General features: G+C 26.9%; 18 protein-coding genes. All 18 read left to right on the forward strand.

Annotated features, from left to right (window positions below):
• Positions 1 to 19: 19 nt before the first annotated feature.
• The 18 genes from frr to ABHC41_RS09720 all read left to right on the forward strand — a co-directional run bounded on the left by frr (position 20) and on the right by ABHC41_RS09720 (position 19376).
• Positions 20 to 577: a ribosome recycling factor gene (gene frr / locus ABHC41_RS09635; protein WP_092925066.1), complete on the forward strand. Its 558-nt coding sequence runs from the start codon at positions 20 to 22 to the stop codon at positions 575 to 577.
• Between the two features lie 2 nt (positions 578 to 579).
• Positions 580 to 783 (forward strand): hypothetical protein, encoded by a 204-nt coding sequence (locus tag ABHC41_RS09640; RefSeq protein WP_092925068.1) that lies wholly within the window; start codon positions 580 to 582, stop codon positions 781 to 783.
• 29 nt (positions 784 to 812) lie between these two features.
• Positions 813 to 1535 (forward strand): isoprenyl transferase, encoded by a 723-nt coding sequence (locus tag ABHC41_RS09645; protein WP_092925070.1) that lies wholly within the window; start codon positions 813 to 815, stop codon positions 1533 to 1535.
• A gap of 12 nt (positions 1536 to 1547) precedes the next feature.
• On the forward strand, positions 1548 to 2327 hold the full coding sequence (locus ABHC41_RS09650) for a phosphatidate cytidylyltransferase (RefSeq protein ID WP_092925072.1): 780 nt from the start codon (positions 1548 to 1550) through the stop codon (positions 2325 to 2327).
• 156 nt (positions 2328 to 2483) lie between these two features.
• Complete coding sequence (locus ABHC41_RS09655) at positions 2484 to 3635, forward strand: 1-deoxy-D-xylulose-5-phosphate reductoisomerase (RefSeq protein WP_092925074.1); 1152 nt, start codon at positions 2484 to 2486, stop codon at positions 3633 to 3635.
• A 44-nt stretch (positions 3636 to 3679) separates the two neighbouring features.
• Positions 3680 to 4693, forward strand: a complete 1014-nt coding sequence (gene rseP, locus ABHC41_RS09660) for an RIP metalloprotease RseP (RefSeq protein WP_166505696.1) — start codon at positions 3680 to 3682, stop codon at positions 4691 to 4693.
• A gap of 110 nt (positions 4694 to 4803) precedes the next feature.
• Positions 4804 to 5856 (forward strand): flavodoxin-dependent (E)-4-hydroxy-3-methylbut-2-enyl-diphosphate synthase, encoded by a 1053-nt coding sequence (gene ispG, locus ABHC41_RS09665; RefSeq protein ID WP_195237489.1) that lies wholly within the window; start codon positions 4804 to 4806, stop codon positions 5854 to 5856.
• 135 nt (positions 5857 to 5991) lie between these two features.
• A complete protein-coding gene (locus tag ABHC41_RS09670) occupies positions 5992 to 6444 on the forward strand; it encodes a VanZ family protein (protein ID WP_092925080.1) in 453 nt (150 codons plus the stop codon).
• A gap of 364 nt (positions 6445 to 6808) precedes the next feature.
• Positions 6809 to 8356, forward strand: coding sequence for a murein biosynthesis integral membrane protein MurJ (gene murJ, locus ABHC41_RS09675; RefSeq protein WP_092925082.1), 1548 nt, complete (start codon positions 6809 to 6811; stop codon positions 8354 to 8356).
• Between the two features lie 175 nt (positions 8357 to 8531).
• Entirely contained in the window at positions 8532 to 10223 is a 1692-nt protein-coding gene (locus ABHC41_RS09680) for a phospho-sugar mutase (RefSeq protein ID WP_271892118.1), read from the forward strand.
• A 140-nt stretch (positions 10224 to 10363) separates the two neighbouring features.
• The gene (locus ABHC41_RS09685) at positions 10364 to 11056 is read left to right on the forward strand and encodes a polyphosphate polymerase domain-containing protein (RefSeq protein ID WP_271892116.1); all 693 of its coding nucleotides are present in this window, start codon (positions 10364 to 10366) and stop codon (positions 11054 to 11056) included.
• Positions 11057 to 11074: 18 nt separating this feature from the next.
• On the forward strand, positions 11075 to 11743 hold the full coding sequence (locus tag ABHC41_RS09690) for a DUF4956 domain-containing protein (protein WP_092925088.1): 669 nt from the start codon (positions 11075 to 11077) through the stop codon (positions 11741 to 11743).
• A gap of 9 nt (positions 11744 to 11752) precedes the next feature.
• The gene (locus ABHC41_RS09695; protein ID WP_242871308.1) at positions 11753 to 13261 is read left to right on the forward strand and encodes a CotH kinase family protein; all 1509 of its coding nucleotides are present in this window, start codon (positions 11753 to 11755) and stop codon (positions 13259 to 13261) included.
• 12 nt (positions 13262 to 13273) lie between these two features.
• A complete protein-coding gene (locus ABHC41_RS09700) occupies positions 13274 to 15376 on the forward strand; it encodes a hypothetical protein (RefSeq protein ID WP_271892114.1) in 2103 nt (700 codons plus the stop codon).
• An 11-nt stretch (positions 15377 to 15387) separates the two neighbouring features.
• Positions 15388 to 16521 carry a HEAT repeat domain-containing protein gene (locus tag ABHC41_RS09705; RefSeq protein WP_195581207.1) on the forward strand — a complete coding sequence of 378 codons (1134 nt, stop codon included), beginning with the start codon at positions 15388 to 15390 and terminating at the stop codon, positions 16519 to 16521.
• Positions 16522 to 16553: 32 nt separating this feature from the next.
• Positions 16554 to 17945, forward strand: a complete 1392-nt coding sequence (locus ABHC41_RS09710; protein WP_242871309.1) for a glycosyltransferase family 2 protein — start codon at positions 16554 to 16556, stop codon at positions 17943 to 17945.
• A gap of 142 nt (positions 17946 to 18087) precedes the next feature.
• A complete protein-coding gene (locus ABHC41_RS09715; RefSeq protein ID WP_092925096.1) occupies positions 18088 to 18873 on the forward strand; it encodes a CpsB/CapC family capsule biosynthesis tyrosine phosphatase in 786 nt (261 codons plus the stop codon).
• A 122-nt stretch (positions 18874 to 18995) separates the two neighbouring features.
• Complete coding sequence (locus tag ABHC41_RS09720) at positions 18996 to 19376, forward strand: hypothetical protein (protein ID WP_271892111.1); 381 nt, start codon at positions 18996 to 18998, stop codon at positions 19374 to 19376.
• Positions 19377 to 19401 lie beyond the last annotated feature (25 nt).

Raw genomic sequence — 19401 nt, forward strand, 5'->3', positions numbered from 1 at the left:
AATATTTAGGAGGAAAAATATGAAATTAGATATACATAAGAACTTAGAAGCTAAAATGGCTAAGACAATAGAAGCATTAAAATATGAATACACTACAATAAGAACAGGAAGAGCTAATGCTCAAATGTTAGATAAAATAAGAGTTGACTACTATGGAACACCAACTCCAATAAACCAAATGGCAGCAGTATCTGTTCCAGAAGCTAGAACTTTAATGATAAATGCTTGGGACAAATCTTCTATGGCTGAAATAGAAAAAGCTATAAGAAACTCTGATTTAGGACTTAACCCAACAAATGATGGTGAAGTTATAAGAATATCAGTACCAGCATTAACAGAAGAAAGAAGAAAAGAGTTAGCTAAAAAAGCTCATAAAACAGCTGAAGATTTCAAAGTAAGACTTAGAAATGAAAGAAGAGATGCTAACGATAATTTAAAGAAAATGGAAAAAGATGGAGAATTAACTGCTGATGAACTTAAAAAAGCACAAGATGAAGTTCAAAAGATAACAGATAAATTCATAAAAGAAGTAGATGTTGTTGCAGCTGCTAAAGAAAAGGATATAATGGAGGTATAATATTGGAAAAATATTATAACCTATTAGGCCTTCACTTAAATGATGTTTTAGACACATTTAAAGACAAAAACATAAAATATACCATAGAAGAGATAAAGGGTAAAAAAGATCAAGAAGCTTTAATCGTTCCTAAGGTCATAAAAATATCTGAGACTTCTGAAGGTGTAAAAATATTAGTAACATACTTTTCTGACTCCTTAAAATAGGAGTCAGATTCGTATTTAGGAGGTACAATATGCATTATGATATAGATTTAGACAGAGTACCTAATCATATAGCTATAATAATGGATGGAAATGGAAGATGGGCAAAGGCTAGATTTCTACCAAGAACAGCAGGACATAAAGCTGGTGTAGAAACTATTAGAAAAGTGCTAAAAGAATGTAATAGACTAGGGGTAAAAACTTTAACATTATATGCATTTTCAACTGAAAATTGGAAAAGACCAAAGCTTGAAGTTGATACTTTAATGACCCTACTTTCAACATATCTAAAAAATGAAGTAAGGGAACTTCACAAAAATAATGTTAAAATAACAACAATAGGTGATACATCTAAACTTCCAAAGGCATGCATAGATGAATTAGAAAGAGCATATGAATTAACTAAGTACAATACTGGAGTTAATCTAAACTTAGCACTTAATTATGGTGCAAGAAATGATATAAAAGATGCTTTAGTAAATATACTAAAAGATGAAAAATGTGGTAAACTAAGTATAGATGAAATAACAGAAGATACAATATCTAGTTATTTAAGTACAAAGTCTATAAGTGATCCAGATCTTATAATAAGAACTAGTGGAGAAGAGAGATTAAGTAACTTCTTATTATGGGAAGCAGCATATTCTGAATTTTACTTTACAGATGTTCACTGGCCAGACTTTAACGAAAAACAACTACAAAAAGCCATATATGAGTACCAAAAAAGAGACAGAAGATTTGGTGGCCTAAAGTAAGGAGATTAATTTATGCGTACAAGAATTATTGCAGGTTTAGCATTAGTACCATTATTTATATTCATTATAATTGGGGGAATACCACTATATTTAGCAGAACTTTTAGTAGTATCTATTGCACTTAATGAATTTTATAAAGCTTTTAAATCAAAGGAAATACATCCAATTTATTATATAGGATATATATTTTCTATATACTTGACATTTAAAAATATATTTAATTTAAGATTAGAGTATACATATGCAGTAGCATTTATATTATTTTTAATATCAATAATTAGTTTATTAAGATGTAAAAATAACATTATAGATATAGCTATAACTTTTATGGGTATTATATACATAGCAATATTTTTAGATTTTATAGTATTAACATTTAAAGATTTTGAATTTGGACATTTATATGTATGGTTAATATTTATAATATCATTTGCAACAGATACATTTGCATACTTCAGTGGATATTTATTTGGTAAGCACAAGCTTATACCAAAAGTAAGTCCTAAAAAAACCATAGAAGGAAGCATAGGTGGAATACTTGGAAGCACAATTTGTTGTATAGTATTTGGATATATATTTAATATAAATATATTACCATTAGTTATAATTGGGAGTGTAGGAAGTATAGTAGCACAATTTGGAGATTTATTTGCATCTTCAATAAAAAGATACGTAGGAATAAAAGACTATGGTAAACTAATACCAGGTCATGGTGGAGTATTAGATAGATTTGATAGTGTTATACTAGTAGCACCATTTATATACTATGCAATATCATTCTTTATAATATAATGAATTTTAGCAAAGCGAATTTTTTATAATATAAGTCTTAGTTAAATACTAAGGCTTATTTTTTATAGTTGAAAATATATTCAAATTAGATAAAAATTATATAAATAGTGTTATAATATAATAATGAATAAAGTAAATTATAGAAAGGGAAGCAAAATGAAGAAAATATCAATACTAGGGTCAACTGGATCAATAGGTAAACAAACACTAGACGTAGTAAGACAACATAAAGATAAATTTGAAGTAGTAGCAATAAGTGCAAATAGTAGTGTAGACTTATTACTAGAACAAATAAAAGAATTTAAACCAAAATACGTAGCAGTATACAACGAAAGTTCTTACATAAAATTAAAATCAATGATACCATCAGACATAAATATAGAAGTATTATGTGGTATGGAAGGACTAAAAACTATATCATCACTTCCTGAAATAGATGTATTATTAACTGCAATAGTAGGAATGATAGGACTAGTTCCTACACTAGAAGCAATAAAAGCTGGAAAAGATATAGCACTAGCTAACAAAGAAACATTAGTATGTGCAGGGGATTTAGTAATGAGTGAAGCTAAAAAAATGGGAGTAAGTATACTTCCAGTAGATAGCGAGCACAGTGCAATATTCCAATGCTTAAATGGAGAAAATAACAAAGAAATAGAAAAAATAATACTAACAGCATCAGGTGGACCATTTAGAGGAAAAACTAAAGAAGAACTTGTAAATGTAACTAAAAATCAAGCATTAAAACATCCAAACTGGTCAATGGGTAGAAAGATAAGTATAGACTCATCAACACTAATGAACAAAGGACTTGAAGTAATAGAAGCAAAATGGCTATTTGGTGTAGAACATGACAAAATAGATGTAGTAGTACATCCACAAAGTATAATACATTCAATGGTACAATTTATAGATAGTTCAGTAATAGCACAACTAGGATGCCCTGATATGAGACTACCTATACAATATGCACTATCATATCCAAATAGAATAGAATGTGACTTTGAAAGATTAGATTTAGCAAAAATAGCTACATTAACATTTGAAAATCCAGACATGGATACATTCCCATGCTTAAAACTAGCATATGAAACATTAAAAATGGGTGGAACATATTCAGCTGTATTAAATAGTGCTAATGAAATATTAGTTAGTGAATTTTTAGAAGACAAAATAGGATTTTACGATATACCAAAATACATAGAAAAGACACTAGAAGCACACACTAGCATAGAAAAGCCAACTCTAGAACAAATATTAGATATAGATAAATGGGCTAGAGAATATGTAAGCGGCTTAATAAAATAAGCTTTATAGATTAAGTTAATTAAATATAAAAAAGAGGTGGTAAATTGACTATAATAGCAGCAATACTATTATTTGGTGTAATAGTATTTATACACGAATTAGGACATTTCCTGTTTGCTAAAAAAGCAGGGGTAACAATACATGAATTTTCAATAGGTATGGGACCTAAAATATACAGTAAAACTAAAAACAATACAATGTATTCAATAAGATTACTTCCATTAGGTGGATATGTAAGTATGGAAGGAGAAGACGGGGAAACAAATGACCCTAATGCCTTTGGTAAAAAAACATTACTACAAAGGGCAAGTATATTATTTGCAGGGCCATTTTTTAATATAATATTTACAGTAATATTATTAATACCAGTATTTATGTTTATAGGAACACCAACTAATTCAAATGTATTAGGAGAAATATCTCAAAATAGTCCAGCACAAAAGGCAGGACTTATGGCTAATGATAAAATATTAGACATAAATGGTAAAAAAATAAATTCATGGGAAGATATATTAAATACACTTCAAACTACTGATGGTAAAAAAATAAATATAACAGTAGATAGAGACGGTAAGACTAAAGACTTTAATATACAACCCCAAAAAAATGAACAAGGAAGATATGTAATAGGAATAGCACCAGAAAGAGATAAAAGTATACTAAATGCAATACCAAGTGCATTTACTGGAACATATGAAATGCTTAAGCAAATGGTATTATTCTTAGGACAATTAGTAACAAATTCAGTACCTGGAGGAGCTGCAAATGCTGTAGCAGGACCAGTTGGAGTAATAGGAATAGTTTCAGATGCAGCAAAAATGGGTATACCAAATCTTATGTACATAGGAGCAATGATAAGTCTAAACTTAGGAGTGCTTAATCTACTTCCAATACCAGCACTAGATGGAGGAAGATTAGTAATGCTAGGAATAGAAGGTCTAAGAGGTGGGAAAAAACTAGACCCAAACAAAGAAGCTATGATACATACAGCAGGCTTTATGTTATTAATGGGACTTATGCTATTTGTAACATACAAAGACATACTTAGATTATTCTAAAATAAATAGTATAATAAATAGGAGGTGGGTGGATAGATACAAATCTATAATCCACCTCTTTAATACTATATAGGGCTAAATAATACATAAAATACTAAAGAGGTGAAGACATGTATAAAAGAAGACAATGTAGAGAAGTAAGCGTTGGAAATGTAAAAATAGGTGGGAATAACCCAATAAGTATACAATCAATGACAAACAGTGATACAAGAGATGCAAATGCTACAATAGCACAAATAAAAAGACTAGAAGAAGTAGGATGCGATATAGTAAGGGTAGCAGTACCTGATATGATTGCAGCAAAAAACATAGGTGAAATAAAGAGAAATGTAAACATACCAGTAATAGCAGATATACACTTTGACCATAGATTAGCTATAGAAGCAATAGACCAAGGAGTAGATGGAGTTAGAATAAACCCAGGTAATATTGGTAGCATAGAAAAAGTAAAAGAAGTAGTAAATAAATGTAAAGAGAAAAACTTAAAAATAAGAATAGGTGTAAATGGTGGTTCACTTGAAAAAGAATTACTTCAAAAATACGGAAGTGCAACAGCAGAGGCACTAGTTGAAAGTGCAATGGGTCATGTTAAAATATTAGAAGACTTAGATTTTAGAAATATAGTAATATCATTAAAATCATCAGATATATACAAAACACTAGAAGCATATGAATTAATATCTAAAAAAGTAGACTATCCACTTCACATAGGTATAACAGAATCAGGAAGTGTTAAAAAAGGAACTATAAAATCATCAATAGGAGTAGGGGCATTACTTCTTAAAGGTATAGGAGATACTGTAAGAATATCACTAACAGGAGATCCATGTGAAGAAGTAGTAGTTGGAAAAGAAATACTAAGAAGCTTAGACTTATTAAATGATAAGATAAAAGTAGTATCTTGCCCAACATGTGGAAGATGTAATATAGACTTAATAAGTGTTGTAAATGAAGTAGAAGAAAAAATAAGCAAAATGGATAAAGATATAACAGTAGCTATAATGGGATGTGCAGTAAATGGTCCAGGAGAAGCAAGAGAAGCTGATATTGGAATAGCTGGAGGAAAAGGTGAAGGACTATTATTTAAAAAAGGTGAAATAGTTAGAAAAATAAAAGGTGATGATTTAGTAAAAGAACTAATGGATGAAATAGATAAATATTAATAATAGGAGAGTACTTGAAAAAGTACTCTTTTTTTATTAGTATTATTAGTTTTATTTTTAATCTTTTAAGTATACTTTTTTAATATTTTAATATATGCTATCATATAACTATTATTTTATAGATTGGAGGAGGTTATGAGGAAGAAAATATTTTTAACCTTAGCTATATTATGGATGTGTGTAATCTTTTATATGTCTAATCAACCATCTCACATATCATCAGCTCAGTCTAGTGGTGTTATAAACGCCCTTAGCAATGTACCTGTAATAGGCGCTGCTATAGATATTATGATGGTCAATGGTATTGCTCAGTTTGTTATTAGAAAAAGTGCCCATATGTTTTCATATGCAATTCTTGCTATACTTTGGTTTATGAGTATATATGAAAGTAACAAATATATTAAAAAGACATTTATTACATCTTTATTTTTTACTTTTATATATGCTTGTACTGATGAAGTTCATCAATTATTTATACCAGGTAGAAGTGGTGAGATTAGAGATATTTTAGTAGACTCTACAGGGGCTATTATTGGACTTTGTGTTTTAGTATTAATTATAAAATTTGTTAATAAAAAAAAGCTATAAATTAGTATAGTCTTTAATTTTATACGTATAAGCTCATTATGGAAACTTATTTTTTTAAAGAAATTGATACTATATACTATCATATAACTTTACAGCTATTTTAATTACCTATTATCTATTTTTTAGCAATTTCTTTTACTTATATCTATATAGTAATTAAAACTTTAGATTATTATAGGATACATAAGTGCATAAATTATGATTTTTATAAAAATAATTTTTAAGTTAAAGATTAGTTAAATTGGAATATTTGTATAAATATAATAAAATTATTTTCAAATCATTAAACTAGTGATATACTAGGAATATTGACGATGAAAAATGATTTAATATCATTTTCAATATAAGCTTCATGGAGGATTTTATGAGTAATAATTTAGCAAAATCGGCATTTTGGCTTATGGTAGTTACTATGCTATCAAAGATACTAGGATTTACAAGAGATATAGTCCTAATGTATTTTTATGGAACGAGTGCTTATAGTGATGTATATATAACAGCTATGAATATACCTGTTGTGGTGTTTGCTGCTGTTGGGGTAGCCCTTTCTACTACATTTATACCACTATATCAAGAAGCACTTGAAAATGGTGGAGAAAAAAGAGCTCAAAATTTTGCAAACAATATATTATGTATAGTTAGTATAATAAGTATAATTTTAAGTATATTTGGTTATATATTTGCAGAGCCTATAGTAAAATTATTTGCTATTAGTTTTACTGGGGATAAGCTTGCACTAACTGTAGATTTTGTAAGAATAATAATAGTTGGTGTTTTATTTATAGGTCTTAGTAATATAATGACAGCTTACTTACAAATACAAGGAAACTTCACTATACCAGGTATGGTGCAACTTCCAAATAATATTATAATAATTATATCTATGATAATAGGTGCAGTTACTGATAACTTTGATATATTAGCAATAGGGGCACTTATTGGTATGGCTTCACAGTTTTTATTCCAAGTACCTTTTGCTATAAAGCATGGATATAAGTTTAAGCCTATTGTTAATTTTAAAGATAAATACCTTAAAAAGATGATATGGCTAATACTTCCTGTTTTAATAGGGGTTGCAGTCAACCAAGTAAATGCTATGGCAGATAGAAGTTTAGCTTCAAGTTTAGGTGATGGTGTTATAGCTGCACTTAATAGTGCTAACAAGCTTAATTTCTTTGTTTTAGGATTATTTATAACTACTATAGGTTCTGTTATATATCCTACACTTGCAAAGCTATCTACTACTAATGATCAGAAAAAGTTCGCAGAAGCAGTATCAACGAGTGTAAACTGTGTAAGTTTAATAATATTACCTATAACTGTTGGGGCAATAGTACTTGCTACTCCTATAGTTAGAATATTATTTCAAAGAGGAGCTTTTGATGAAACATCAACTCAAATGACAGCTATTGCTCTTATGTGTTATTCTGTTGGTATGATTGCTTATGGACTTAGAGATATATTAGGTAAGGTATACTATTCATTAAAGGATACTAAAACTCCTATGATAAATGGTATAATAGCAGTTATTGCTAACATATTCTTTGATGTTACTTTAATGCAAGTATTTGGACTTGGTGGACTAGCACTTGCTACTAGTTTATCTTCTATAATATGTATATTATTATTATTTAGAGGATTAAAGAAAAAGATAAGTTACTATGGACAAGATAGAATATTAAGAACATTTGTAAAATCTTTAATAGCTTCTGTTGTAATGGGTATTGCGACATACTTTGTGTACAAGTTATCTAGTGGTATATTAGGTAGTGGATTTGTACAAGACGTTATAGCTACAGGTATATCTGTATTAGTAGGTGCTATTGTTTATGGTGTACTTGTTAGTAAATTTAGAGTTAGAGAAGTTAAGATGCTTAAGAAGATGGTTATGAAGAAATTAAATAGAGCATAAAATACATTAAACAAAAAGGGGGCATAAGCTCTCTTTTTTTATTTTTATAATATTTTTTATAAAAAATATATATATTTACAAATTTTGTGATAAATTTATGATAAAATTATTTCAGCGATTATGTAACATATTACTAAATTATATACAAAAAATACAAACACATGGAGGAGTATTTATGAGTTACAAGGAAAAATACAATGAGTGGATAAACAATCCATATTTTGATGAAAAAACTAGACAAGAATTACTAAGCATAAATGATGAAAAAGAAATAGAAGATAGATTTTATACGGATTTAGAGTTTGGTACTGCTGGGCTTAGAGGAGTTATAGCTGCTGGTAGTAACAGAATTAATATATATACAGTAAGAAGAGCTACTTTTGGACTTGCTAATTACATATTAAAAAATGCAAACAGCGAAAAAGATAGAGGAGTTGTTATAGCACATGATAATAGACATATGTCTAGAGAGTTTTGTATAGAAACTGCAAACACACTAGCAGCTTGTGGTATAAAGGCTTATATATTTGATTCTTTAAGAACTACACCAGAATTATCTTTTGCAGTTAGAAATTTAAATGCTATAGCAGGTGTTGTTATAACTGCTAGTCACAATCCACCAGAATACAATGGATACAAAGTATACTGGGAAGATGGAGCACAAGTTATGCCACACATTGCAAGTGCTATAACTGATGAAATAAACTCTATAGTAGATTATAGTACTATACCAACACTTACTGATGAAAATAAAGATTTAGTTGTTAAGCTTGATGAAAAAGAAGATACTGATTTTATAGAAGCTGTAAAAACTCAAGTTATAAGAAAAGATTTAATAGATAAGTTTGGAAAAAACTTTAAAATAGTATACACTCCACTTTGTGGAACAGGAAATGTTCCTATAAGAAGAGCTTTAAAAGAAATTGGATTTGAAAATGTAATAGTTGTTAGTGAAGAAGAAAATCCAGACCCTAATTTTTCTGGTATAGAGTACCCTAATCCAGAAGATAAAAAAGCATTAGTTAGAGGAATCAACTTAGCTAAAGAAGTAGGAGCTGATTTAGTAATAGCTACTGATCCTGATTGTGATAGAGTTGGTGTTGCTGTTAAGACTTTAAGTGGTGAGTATCAAATGCTTACAGGAAATCAAATAGGTGGAATGCTTACAAACTACATAATAGAAGGAAGAAAAGAAGCTAATAGACTAGAAGAAAATCCAGTACTTATAAAGACTATAGTTACATCTGAATTTGGTGCAGATATTGCTAAAGATAACAATATAGATGTTTTAAATGTACTTACAGGATTTAAGTTTATAGGAGAGAAGATAAAGTCATTTGAAGAGACTAAGTCTAATTCATACTTATTTGGATATGAAGAAAGCTATGGATATTTAGTAGGAACTCATGCTAGAGATAAGGATGCTGTTGTTACATCACTTTTAATAGCAGAGATGGCAGTTTATTATGCTTCTAATAATATGAGCTTATATGAAGGATTAATTAAGCTTTATGAAAAGTATGGATACTTTAAAGAAGAAACTATATCTTTAACTTTAAAAGGTATAGAAGGTATAGCAAAGATTAAGGATATAATGACATACTTTAGAGAAAATCATATAAATGAAATAAACAACTCTAAGGTTGTTGATTTTAAAGATTACTTAAAAGGAATAGATAATCTTCCAAGTGCTAATGTAATTAAGTACTTCTTAGAAGATGGATCTTGGCTTGCTATTAGACCATCTGGTACGGAGCCTAAGTTAAAGTTTTATATAGCTACTAAGGGCAACACTGAAAGTGATGCTATTAAAAATGTAGACGGTATAAGAGCATTTGTAGATAGTGTTTTAGAAAAATTAGTTTAATATATATGTTTTTAAGGATATATTTTTATATATCCTTTTTTTATTAGTTTACAATATTATAATTAAGGTATAAAATTAATTGGATAAAAAATTTAATCTAAAATCATTTATATATAAAATAAAAATCGGGAGGTGAAAATTTGATAGTAAATAGAAGAGAGCTAAAATATCCAATTAGTGAAGTGGATTATTATAAGGTAGACAATTTGTTTAAAGATGTCCTTAAAGAAGATAAAAATAATAATTGTTTTGGATATAAAATAAGAAGTCTTTATTTTGATAGCATAGACAATTGTGATTATTATTCTAAGATTAATGGAGAAGAAGTTAGAAAAAAGATTAGACTTAGAATATATGACACTAAAACAGAGAAAGTCAAGCTTGAAATAAAAAGAAAAATGAATATAAACCAAAGAAAAGAGACTGTTACAATAAGTAGAGAGGATGCCATTAGACTTATTAATAAAGATTATAGTGTTTTATTAAAATATAATAATGAAACTGCAAAATCAGCATACAACATTATGACAATAGGGCAATATAGACCAGTAGTTTTAGTTGATTATAATAGAAAAGCATATATACATGAAGAAAATAATATAAGAGTTACATTAGATAGTGATATAAGAAGTAATGAATTTGATTTTGATATGTTTGATGATGACATTATTATGAATCCTATAGTCAACTATTATAATGCACTACTTGAAGTTAAATTTGATGGAGAATTATTTTGTTGGATATCACAGGCTTTATCTAATTTATATACTACAAATCAGTCTTTAAGTAAGTATTGTAGTTCTAGAAAGTTTTATGAAAATTATATATTTTAAGTAATAAGGGAGAGAAATATGAAAGAAACATTATATAAATACTTAACAGCACCTAGCGGAAATATAAATCTATTCAGTGCTATTGAAATGATGAGTATGGCATTTATACTTTCAATGGTTATATTTTGGACATATAAAATAACATTTAGTGGAGTAATGTATAATAGAAAGTTTAATGTATCACTTGTAATGCTGACACTAGTTACTACTATGGTAATGATAGTAATTGGTAGTGATATAGCATTATCACTTGGTATGGTTGGGGCATTATCTATAGTTCGTTTTAGAACAGCTATAAAAGATCCAAGAGATACAGGATATATATTTTGGTGTATAGCTATAGGCCTTAGTGTAGGAAGTCAAAACTATATGATAGCTATAGTTGGGTCGTTATTTTTATTTATAGTACTTTCTATGTTTAGCTTTAGTGGAATTGGCAAAGAAGAAAGATACATTCTTATTATAAGAGGTGAAAGAGAAAGAGAAGAAGAAATAATGAGATGTGTATTTGACTCATTTAAAGGAAGTCAGTTAAGGGCTAAAAACTCTGTAGGAAATAATATAGAGATAATTTATCAAATAAAGTTTAAAAATAGTAATGACAAAAATATATTAGACAATTTATACAAGATAGAAGGTGTTAGTGCAGTTAATTTAGTTGCTCAAAATGGAGAAACAATAGGATAGGTGATATGAATGAAAAAAGATATATTTAAAGCATTTATGGCACTTAGTTTTATTTTTATATCACTAATTGGAGCATCATATTTAAAAGAAGCTAAAGAAGTAGCAAGTTATAAATACAAAGAGAATAGATCAAAAGAATATGAAAAAATATATCAAAATACTTATGGGGATTATGGTTTTAACCTTCCTTTAATAGTAATAGATACTAATGGAAAATCCATATCTAATAAAGAAAAGACAGTTTCAAATATTCAAGTTTACAATTCAGATAAAGAAAATAATTATTTAAATGATAATCCAAGTTTAGAAAGTAGTGCAATGATTAATATAAGAGGAAATACAACAAAATATTTTCCTAAAAAGCAGTATAGTCTAAAGCTTGTAAACAAAAAAGGAAATGAAAAAGATAAAAAAATGCTAGGTATGGATAAGGATTCAGATTGGGTATTAAATGGTCCTTTTGCTGATAAGTCTCTTATGAGAAATTATATAGCATATACTGTAGGTAGTAATATTATGGAGTATGCACCTGATGTGAGGTTTTGTGAAGTTTTTGTTATAGATGATGGAAGTAGTACTATACAAAAAAAGCACTACAAGGGAGTGTATTTATTAATAGAAAAGATAAAACGAGGAGAAGACAGGGTTGATATAGTTAAAACTCATGATAATACCGATGAAACTAGTTTTATAATAAGTAGGGACAGAAATAAAGAAGATAATATTGTAATTGGAAATTATGGATATGAAACTCATTTATATGACTATGCGTTAAATATTGAATATCCTAAAAAAGATTTAACACCAGGCAAATATAATTATATCAACAAATATATTAGTGAGTTTGAAAGAATACTATATTCAGATAAATTTAATGACCCTAAAAATGGATATAGAAAGTATATAGATGTAGATTCTTTTGTAGACTTTTATATTATTAATGAGTTCTTCTTAAATACTGATGCAGGTATATTTAGTACATATATGTATAAGGATTATAATGAAAAAATGAAAGCAGGTCCTATATGGGATTTTAATAGATCACTTGGAAATAACGAAGTAAATAAAGATAGTAGAGCTTTTGAGTATGAAGGATTTTTTATGTTGCAAAGGTATTGGTTTGATAGACTTATGGAGGATAGAGCATTTGCTAATAAAGTTGTAAGTAGATATAAAGAATTAAGAAAAAACTATCTTAGTGATGAATATCTTATAAATCTTATAGATAAAACTAAGAATTACCTAGGTACTTCAGTAAAACGGAACTTTGATAAATGGTCATTTGAACTAAGTAATCAATCTGATGTTTTTGGAATGTATTGGAATATAATACAAAAATATGGTAATGGAGAAGATGCATTTAATAAATTCTTAGGTAATAATAAAGATTTGTTAGAAGACACTACAGGAAAAGCAAATTCTTATGAAGAAGAAATAAATTTAATGAAAAATTTTATAAAAAATAGAGGCAAGTGGATGGATGAAAACATAGATAGCTTATCTAAATGGGCGAGTTAGTAGGAGATTGATATGAAGAAATTTTTACTTATTTGTATAATAGCATTTGTACTTATATATAATCTTATAAGTTCAATAGCTACTAATCAATTAGTAGGACAAAATGATACATATTTCACTAAAGTTAAAGAAAAGGAAATATATATAGCAAAGAATGGAAAATGGGAAAAACTAGATATAGTAGGAGTTAATTTAAACTCAGCTAAACCAGGAACATTTCCAAGTGATAATTTAGTATCAGAAGATGATTATTTAAGATGGATAAGTAATATCTACAATATGGGAGCAAATTGCATAAAAGTATCTAATCTTATGAGTCATAATTTTTATAATGCACTTGATAAATTCAATAAAAATAGAGAAAGTCCAATATATTTAATGCAAGGAATATACTTTGATGAAAAATATTTAAAGGATGGAGAAAATCCACAAAGTAGTAACTTAAACGATGGATTTATAACAAATATAAAGCTTATAGTAGATTCAGTACATGGTAATCCATACAACTATAATAAGCCAGATATAGTACAGTTTTACAATACTGATGTTTCAGATTATGTTATAGGATATACGCTAGGCATAGAGTTTGCAAAGCATGACATAATATATAATGAAATTATGAATGAGAAAGAAAAGTATAATGGCAAATATTTATATACAAATGATAAAGCATCATCTTTTGAATCTTATATGGCTAGTATGGGAGATTATTTATTAGACTATGAACTAGAAAGTTATAAAAAGCAAAGTCTTATAAGTTATATAGGTTCATCTTCATATAATATAGTCAGCGGTCAAAAAAATCCTGTAAAAAATACTTTTATAGAAAAAGATGATAGAATAAAAAATCAAAATTATTATTTTAACCCTGAAAATATAAAATCTAAAAGCAAATTAAAAACAGGATTATTTGCAACTTATAATATATATCCGTCTTACAACGAAGTAAAAGAATATGTAGATAAGATGGATTATTATTTTAAAAAGTTAAATAATAATCATAAAATACCAGTTGTTATAGGGGAATATGGGATACCATCATCTAGAACTGGTGGAGATTTTAATATGAACTCTGATAAAATTAAATATATAGATGAAAAAGAACAAGGAAATGCTTTAGTATCCTTATATAGGGCTATAAAAAGTTCAGGATGTGCAGGAAGCTTTTTATTTGAATTTCAAGATAGTTGGAGTAGGTCTTCAGCAAATACAGCAGATAGTAAAATATTAGACCGATCAGCTTATTGGAGTGATGCACAAACTTATAGCCAAAGTTTTGGTCTTATGGCATTTGACCCAGGAAGTGGTAAAAGTGTAAGTCATGTAGATGATAGTATAGATGAGTGGAGTGAAAAAGACATTGTAAGCAAAAATAAAGATATGAGTTTATATGCTAAAAGTGATGAAAAGTATTTATATCTTATGGCAAAATTATCAAAAGATATAGACTTATCAAAAGATGATATTTATATAGACTTAGATACAACTCCTAAATCAGGTGTTAAAAAAAGCTCACAGTTTATGCTGAATTTTGAAGATAATGTTGATTTTATAATACATATAAATGATATAGATAATAGTGCTATTTATGTACATGAATATTATAATAGATTTAATTTTTATCTTAATAAAAAAGATAATCAAAAAAGACCAGATCTTATAAATCACAAAAAAGATATGGATGTCTTTTCACCAATCTATATAGAGGTAAGGCCTAAAATGTATAACACATCAAATGGTGAAGAAGAAGCTATAATACATGAAACAGGTAAATTAGTTTATGGAAATAGTAATCCAAATAGCTTAGATTATAACTCAGCTTCTGACTTTTATGTTGGCAAGGATTATGTAGAAATAAGAATACCTTGGGGGATTATTAATTTTATGGATCCATCAACTAGACAAATACAAGATGATTTTTATGAGGTATACAAGATTAAACCAATAAAAATAAAAGACATTAAAATAGGCATGACTTTAAATAGTGAATATAAAAAAGTTAGACTAAAAAGTGAAAGCTTTAAACTAGATACTTGGTTAATGCCAAATTATCATGAAAGATTAAAAGAATCTTATTATATATTGCAAAAAGAATTAACAAAAATCTCTAATTAAATGGGGGAGATATGAAAAATATAACAATAATATATATAGTGTTAGCCTTTTTTACATATATAATTTCTTGTTCAGTTATTTATATGATAGTAAATGATATGTATAACAAAAGGCACAAAAGGAAAGTTCAAGACTTAGATAACACTTTTAAAAAAGAAATATTAAAACAGCTTGAAGATATAAAAAATAAAAAAAATATAACAAAAATAAATATTGAGTATGTAAGAAATAAAATTAAAAAGAGAAGATACAAAGACTCCTTTCATAATGCCTTATTTGAATTTAATAAAGACTACAATAATCATAAATACACAAAGATTTACGCAAAAAACTTTGAGGATATTATAATAAATGAAATAAAGGCATGTAAGAGAAAGGATGATATTATAAAATCTTATTATGTTATGTTGCTTGGTGAATATAAATTATCTAATATAGAGATAAAAGACTTTTTATATAATTGTCTAAATACAAATTCAACTCAATTAAGAACATTAGCTCTAAAGAGTGTATCTAAAATAGGAAACTTAGATTATTTAATAAATTTTATAAGGTATATATCAGATAATGGAAAATATGTAAATAATAAAATGTTTATAGATATAATTAATATGTTTTGTGGAAACAAAAATCTACTAAATAAAAATTTAATTAAAATGTTTAATGAGCTTAACTATGAAGTTCAAAAGGTTATAATAGAGCACTTTAAAAACAATAAGATAGATTATGTAAAATTAGATTTACTTAACATGCTCAAAAGCGAAAATACTCATAAAGAAGTTAAGATAAGTATAATAAAATATTTTGCAGTAGTTAAATACAAAGAAGCGAAGCAAATTATAATAGATATAATAAATAGTAAAGATTGGGAGTATAGAACTGTGTGTGCAAGCACTCTTGGAAATTATAATAGCGAAGAAAGTATAGAGATACTACTTAAAACAATAACCGATAAAAATTGGTATGTAAGGTACAACTCAGCCATGTCTCTTCTTGGATTTGACAAAGACTATATAGAAGAAAGAATAATAAAACAAGAAGACAAATATTCAAGAGATATACTTTTTTATGCTATGTTTGTAAAAGATAAAATATCTTATGAAAAATATTTAGAAGAGATAGGAGATGTTGTGTACTCATGTTAGAGATAATTATTGGATATATTAACATTTTCTTTATGTATTATATATTTATATATGCTGTTGTATTTTTTATATCCACAGTATACTCTGTATTACAGCTTAATGAGAGTAAAAGAAAAAGAGGATTTTCAGAAGCTTTAGCAATAGATAATAAGGAAAATTATATTCCTATATCTATATTAGTACCAGCATACAATGAAGAGAAAACAGTCAATGATTGTATAGAATCTCTACTTAGTTTGGACTACAAAGAATTTGAAATAATAGTAATAGATGATGGTTCAAATGATGATACTTCTAAGGTAATTATAGACAAATTTAAACTAAAAAGAGTAGCAAGGCCAATAAGAAGATTAGTAAAATGTAAAAAAGAAGAGTTTGTATATGAAAGATTTATAAACAATATAAAATTAACGTTAGTTAGAAAAGAAAATGGTGGGAAGGCAGATGCTCTCAATATGGGAATTAATGTATCTAGATATCCACTATTTGTATCATTAGATGCAGACTCTATACTTCAATATGATTCATTAACTAATATAGTAGCACCATTTATGGAAGATGATACTACTATAGCAGTAGGCGGAAATATAAAGGTTGCAAATCAAGTTGTTTTAGAAAATGGTAGAGTAAAAAAAATATTGCCACCAAAAAAGTTACTAGTAATATTTCAGACTATAGAATATTATCGTGTATTTTTGACAACTAGAGTTTGGTTTAATAGTTTTAATGGCAATCTTATAATATCTGGTGCGTTTGGGCTTTTTAAGAAAAGTTGTGCTATAAATGTTGGAGGATATGACACTAATACAATTGGTGAAGATATGGACCTTGTTGTTAAACTTCATTCTTTTTATAGAAAAAATAAGATAAAATATAACATAAAATATGCTTATGATGCTATTTGCTGGTCACAAGTACCAGAAACATTTAAAGACCTGAAAGGACAAAGAAGAAGATGGCACATAGGGCTTATGACAAGTTTATTTAACCATAAGTATATATTTCTAAATCCAAAATATGGGTTTGTAGGTATATTTTCTTTTATGTACTTTGTAGTATATGAGCTATTTTCTTGTGTAATAGATATATTTGGATTATTAATAATAATAGTTTCATATTTTGCAGGATATTTAAATATAAAGTTTTTAGCAACATTTTTACTAGTATATATATTATATAGTGTTATAATATCTGTAACATCTGTAATGCTTGAAAATTATGTATTTAGACATATACCAAGTATAACTACACTATTAAAATTAATACTATTTTCAATAGTTGAGAGCTTTGGGTATAGGCAATTATGTTCTTTTTATAGGTTAACTGGATTTATAGGATATAAAAAATATAAAAATAAATGGAACAAAATAACTAGGATTAAGCAAAATAGAATTAAATATGAAAAAGAAACATCAAAAGAGTAAGGATTTGCAATTTATTTTGCAAATTCTTTTTTTTTTGCAAATGAATGTAAAAAACAATTTAAAATATTGATACAAACATGTAGATTATATAAATATTTTGATATATATTAAAATATATAAGTAAATATTGGGGGAATAAAAAATGATAGATATACATTGTCACATATTACCTGGAGTGGATGATGGAGCTAAGAGCCTTGAAGAAGCTTTAGAAATGGCAAAAATAGCTCAAGCTGAAGGTATAAAAACTATAATAAACACATCACATTATCATCCAGCATTTGAAGATTATATAATGGGAGATAAACTTTTAGATATAGCCACAAGTTTTAATAATGAATTAATAAAAAATAATATAGATGTAAATGTGCTAGTTGGAAATGAAATATATTACAATGAAAATATATTAGAATATATAGATAAAAAAGAATTTAAAAGTATAAACAATAGTAAATATGTATTAGTTGAATTTTCTCCTAGCAATTTTCCTAAAAATCTAAGTGATGTTATATTTGAGTTTAAAATAAGGGGATATATACCTATACTTGCACATGTAGAAAGATATATGGAAATACAAAAAAATTATAGTATTTTAAAAGATGCTATAAATGAAGGGGGACTTATTCAAATCAATAGTTCAAGTGTATTAAAAAAAGGTTCTAAGTCATTTGAAGTTTGTAAATATTTATTAGATCGTAATTTAGTACAGTTTATAGCTAGTGATGCACATGATAAAGAAAGAAGAAAACCATATATCAAAGAAGTTTTCACATATATAAGTAAATACTATGGTGAAGATAGAGCTAAAACATTACTAATAGAAAATCCATTAAAAATAATAAATGATGAAGATATTTCATTTAAAGAAATAGAGCCAAAAAATAGAAAAAAAGTAGGATTTATAAAAAAAATATTTAATAGAAAATAAATAATATAATTATATTACATCTATAATTATGTATTAAATGAAATAATACTTAAGAGTATATTATTCTTTAAATATTCATACATATTATTAAGACTTTAATATCTTAATAAGGAGAATTATCTATGAAGTTTGAAGAATTACTCACTGAGCTTTATCCAATAAATGACAAGAACAATAAGATAAGAAAATTTATAAAAGATAATTTTACAAAAGAATTATTAATACTTTACATAACGGAATTAGCAATATATATGATAACATCTTTAAAAGTATCTAGTGCTAGTATTATAGAAAAGGTAGTATATGACCAAAATATACTTTGCTTATCTGAAAAATTAAAAGAAGAAAAAGAAGGCTTATATAAAGATGACATAGAATTTCAGCTAGAAGAAGATAAAGAAGTAATAGGAGTTTATTTCTTAAAAGCTAATGAAGAAGTTATAGCTATAGTTAAGGAAGATATAGAATTATATGATGAATTAGAAAAATTTTTATTAAATTAAATGAGTAGCACTCAAGCTACTCATT

It is taken from the genome of Romboutsia sp. 1001216sp1 (assembly GCF_039841805.1).
GTDB classification, from domain to species: domain Bacteria; phylum Bacillota; class Clostridia; order Peptostreptococcales; family Peptostreptococcaceae; genus Romboutsia_C; species Romboutsia_C hominis.

Bases quoted from the DNA above. Each gene is read 5' to 3' on its own strand.
- frr (WP_092925066.1), top strand. From the start codon at position 20: ATGAAATTAGATATACATAAGAACTTAGAAGCTAAAATGGCTAAGACA.
- ABHC41_RS09645 (WP_092925070.1), top strand. From the start codon at position 813: ATGCATTATGATATAGATTTAGACAGAGTACCTAATCATATAGCTATA.
- ABHC41_RS09650 (WP_092925072.1), top strand. From the start codon at position 1,548: ATGCGTACAAGAATTATTGCAGGTTTAGCATTAGTACCATTATTTATA.
- ABHC41_RS09655 (WP_092925074.1), top strand. From the start codon at position 2,484: ATGAAGAAAATATCAATACTAGGGTCAACTGGATCAATAGGTAAACAA.
- ispG (WP_195237489.1), top strand. From the start codon at position 4,804: ATGTATAAAAGAAGACAATGTAGAGAAGTAAGCGTTGGAAATGTAAAA.
- ABHC41_RS09670 (WP_092925080.1), top strand. From the start codon at position 5,992: ATGAGGAAGAAAATATTTTTAACCTTAGCTATATTATGGATGTGTGTA.
- murJ (WP_092925082.1), top strand. From the start codon at position 6,809: ATGAGTAATAATTTAGCAAAATCGGCATTTTGGCTTATGGTAGTTACT.
- ABHC41_RS09680 (WP_271892118.1), top strand. From the start codon at position 8,532: ATGAGTTACAAGGAAAAATACAATGAGTGGATAAACAATCCATATTTT.
- ABHC41_RS09690 (WP_092925088.1), top strand. From the start codon at position 11,075: ATGAAAGAAACATTATATAAATACTTAACAGCACCTAGCGGAAATATA.
- ABHC41_RS09695 (WP_242871308.1), top strand. From the start codon at position 11,753: ATGAAAAAAGATATATTTAAAGCATTTATGGCACTTAGTTTTATTTTT.
- ABHC41_RS09700 (WP_271892114.1), top strand. From the start codon at position 13,274: ATGAAGAAATTTTTACTTATTTGTATAATAGCATTTGTACTTATATAT.
- ABHC41_RS09705 (WP_195581207.1), top strand. From the start codon at position 15,388: ATGAAAAATATAACAATAATATATATAGTGTTAGCCTTTTTTACATAT.
- ABHC41_RS09710 (WP_242871309.1), top strand. From the start codon at position 16,554: ATGTATTATATATTTATATATGCTGTTGTATTTTTTATATCCACAGTA.
- ABHC41_RS09715 (WP_092925096.1), top strand. From the start codon at position 18,088: ATGATAGATATACATTGTCACATATTACCTGGAGTGGATGATGGAGCT.
- ABHC41_RS09720 (WP_271892111.1), top strand. From the start codon at position 18,996: ATGAAGTTTGAAGAATTACTCACTGAGCTTTATCCAATAAATGACAAG.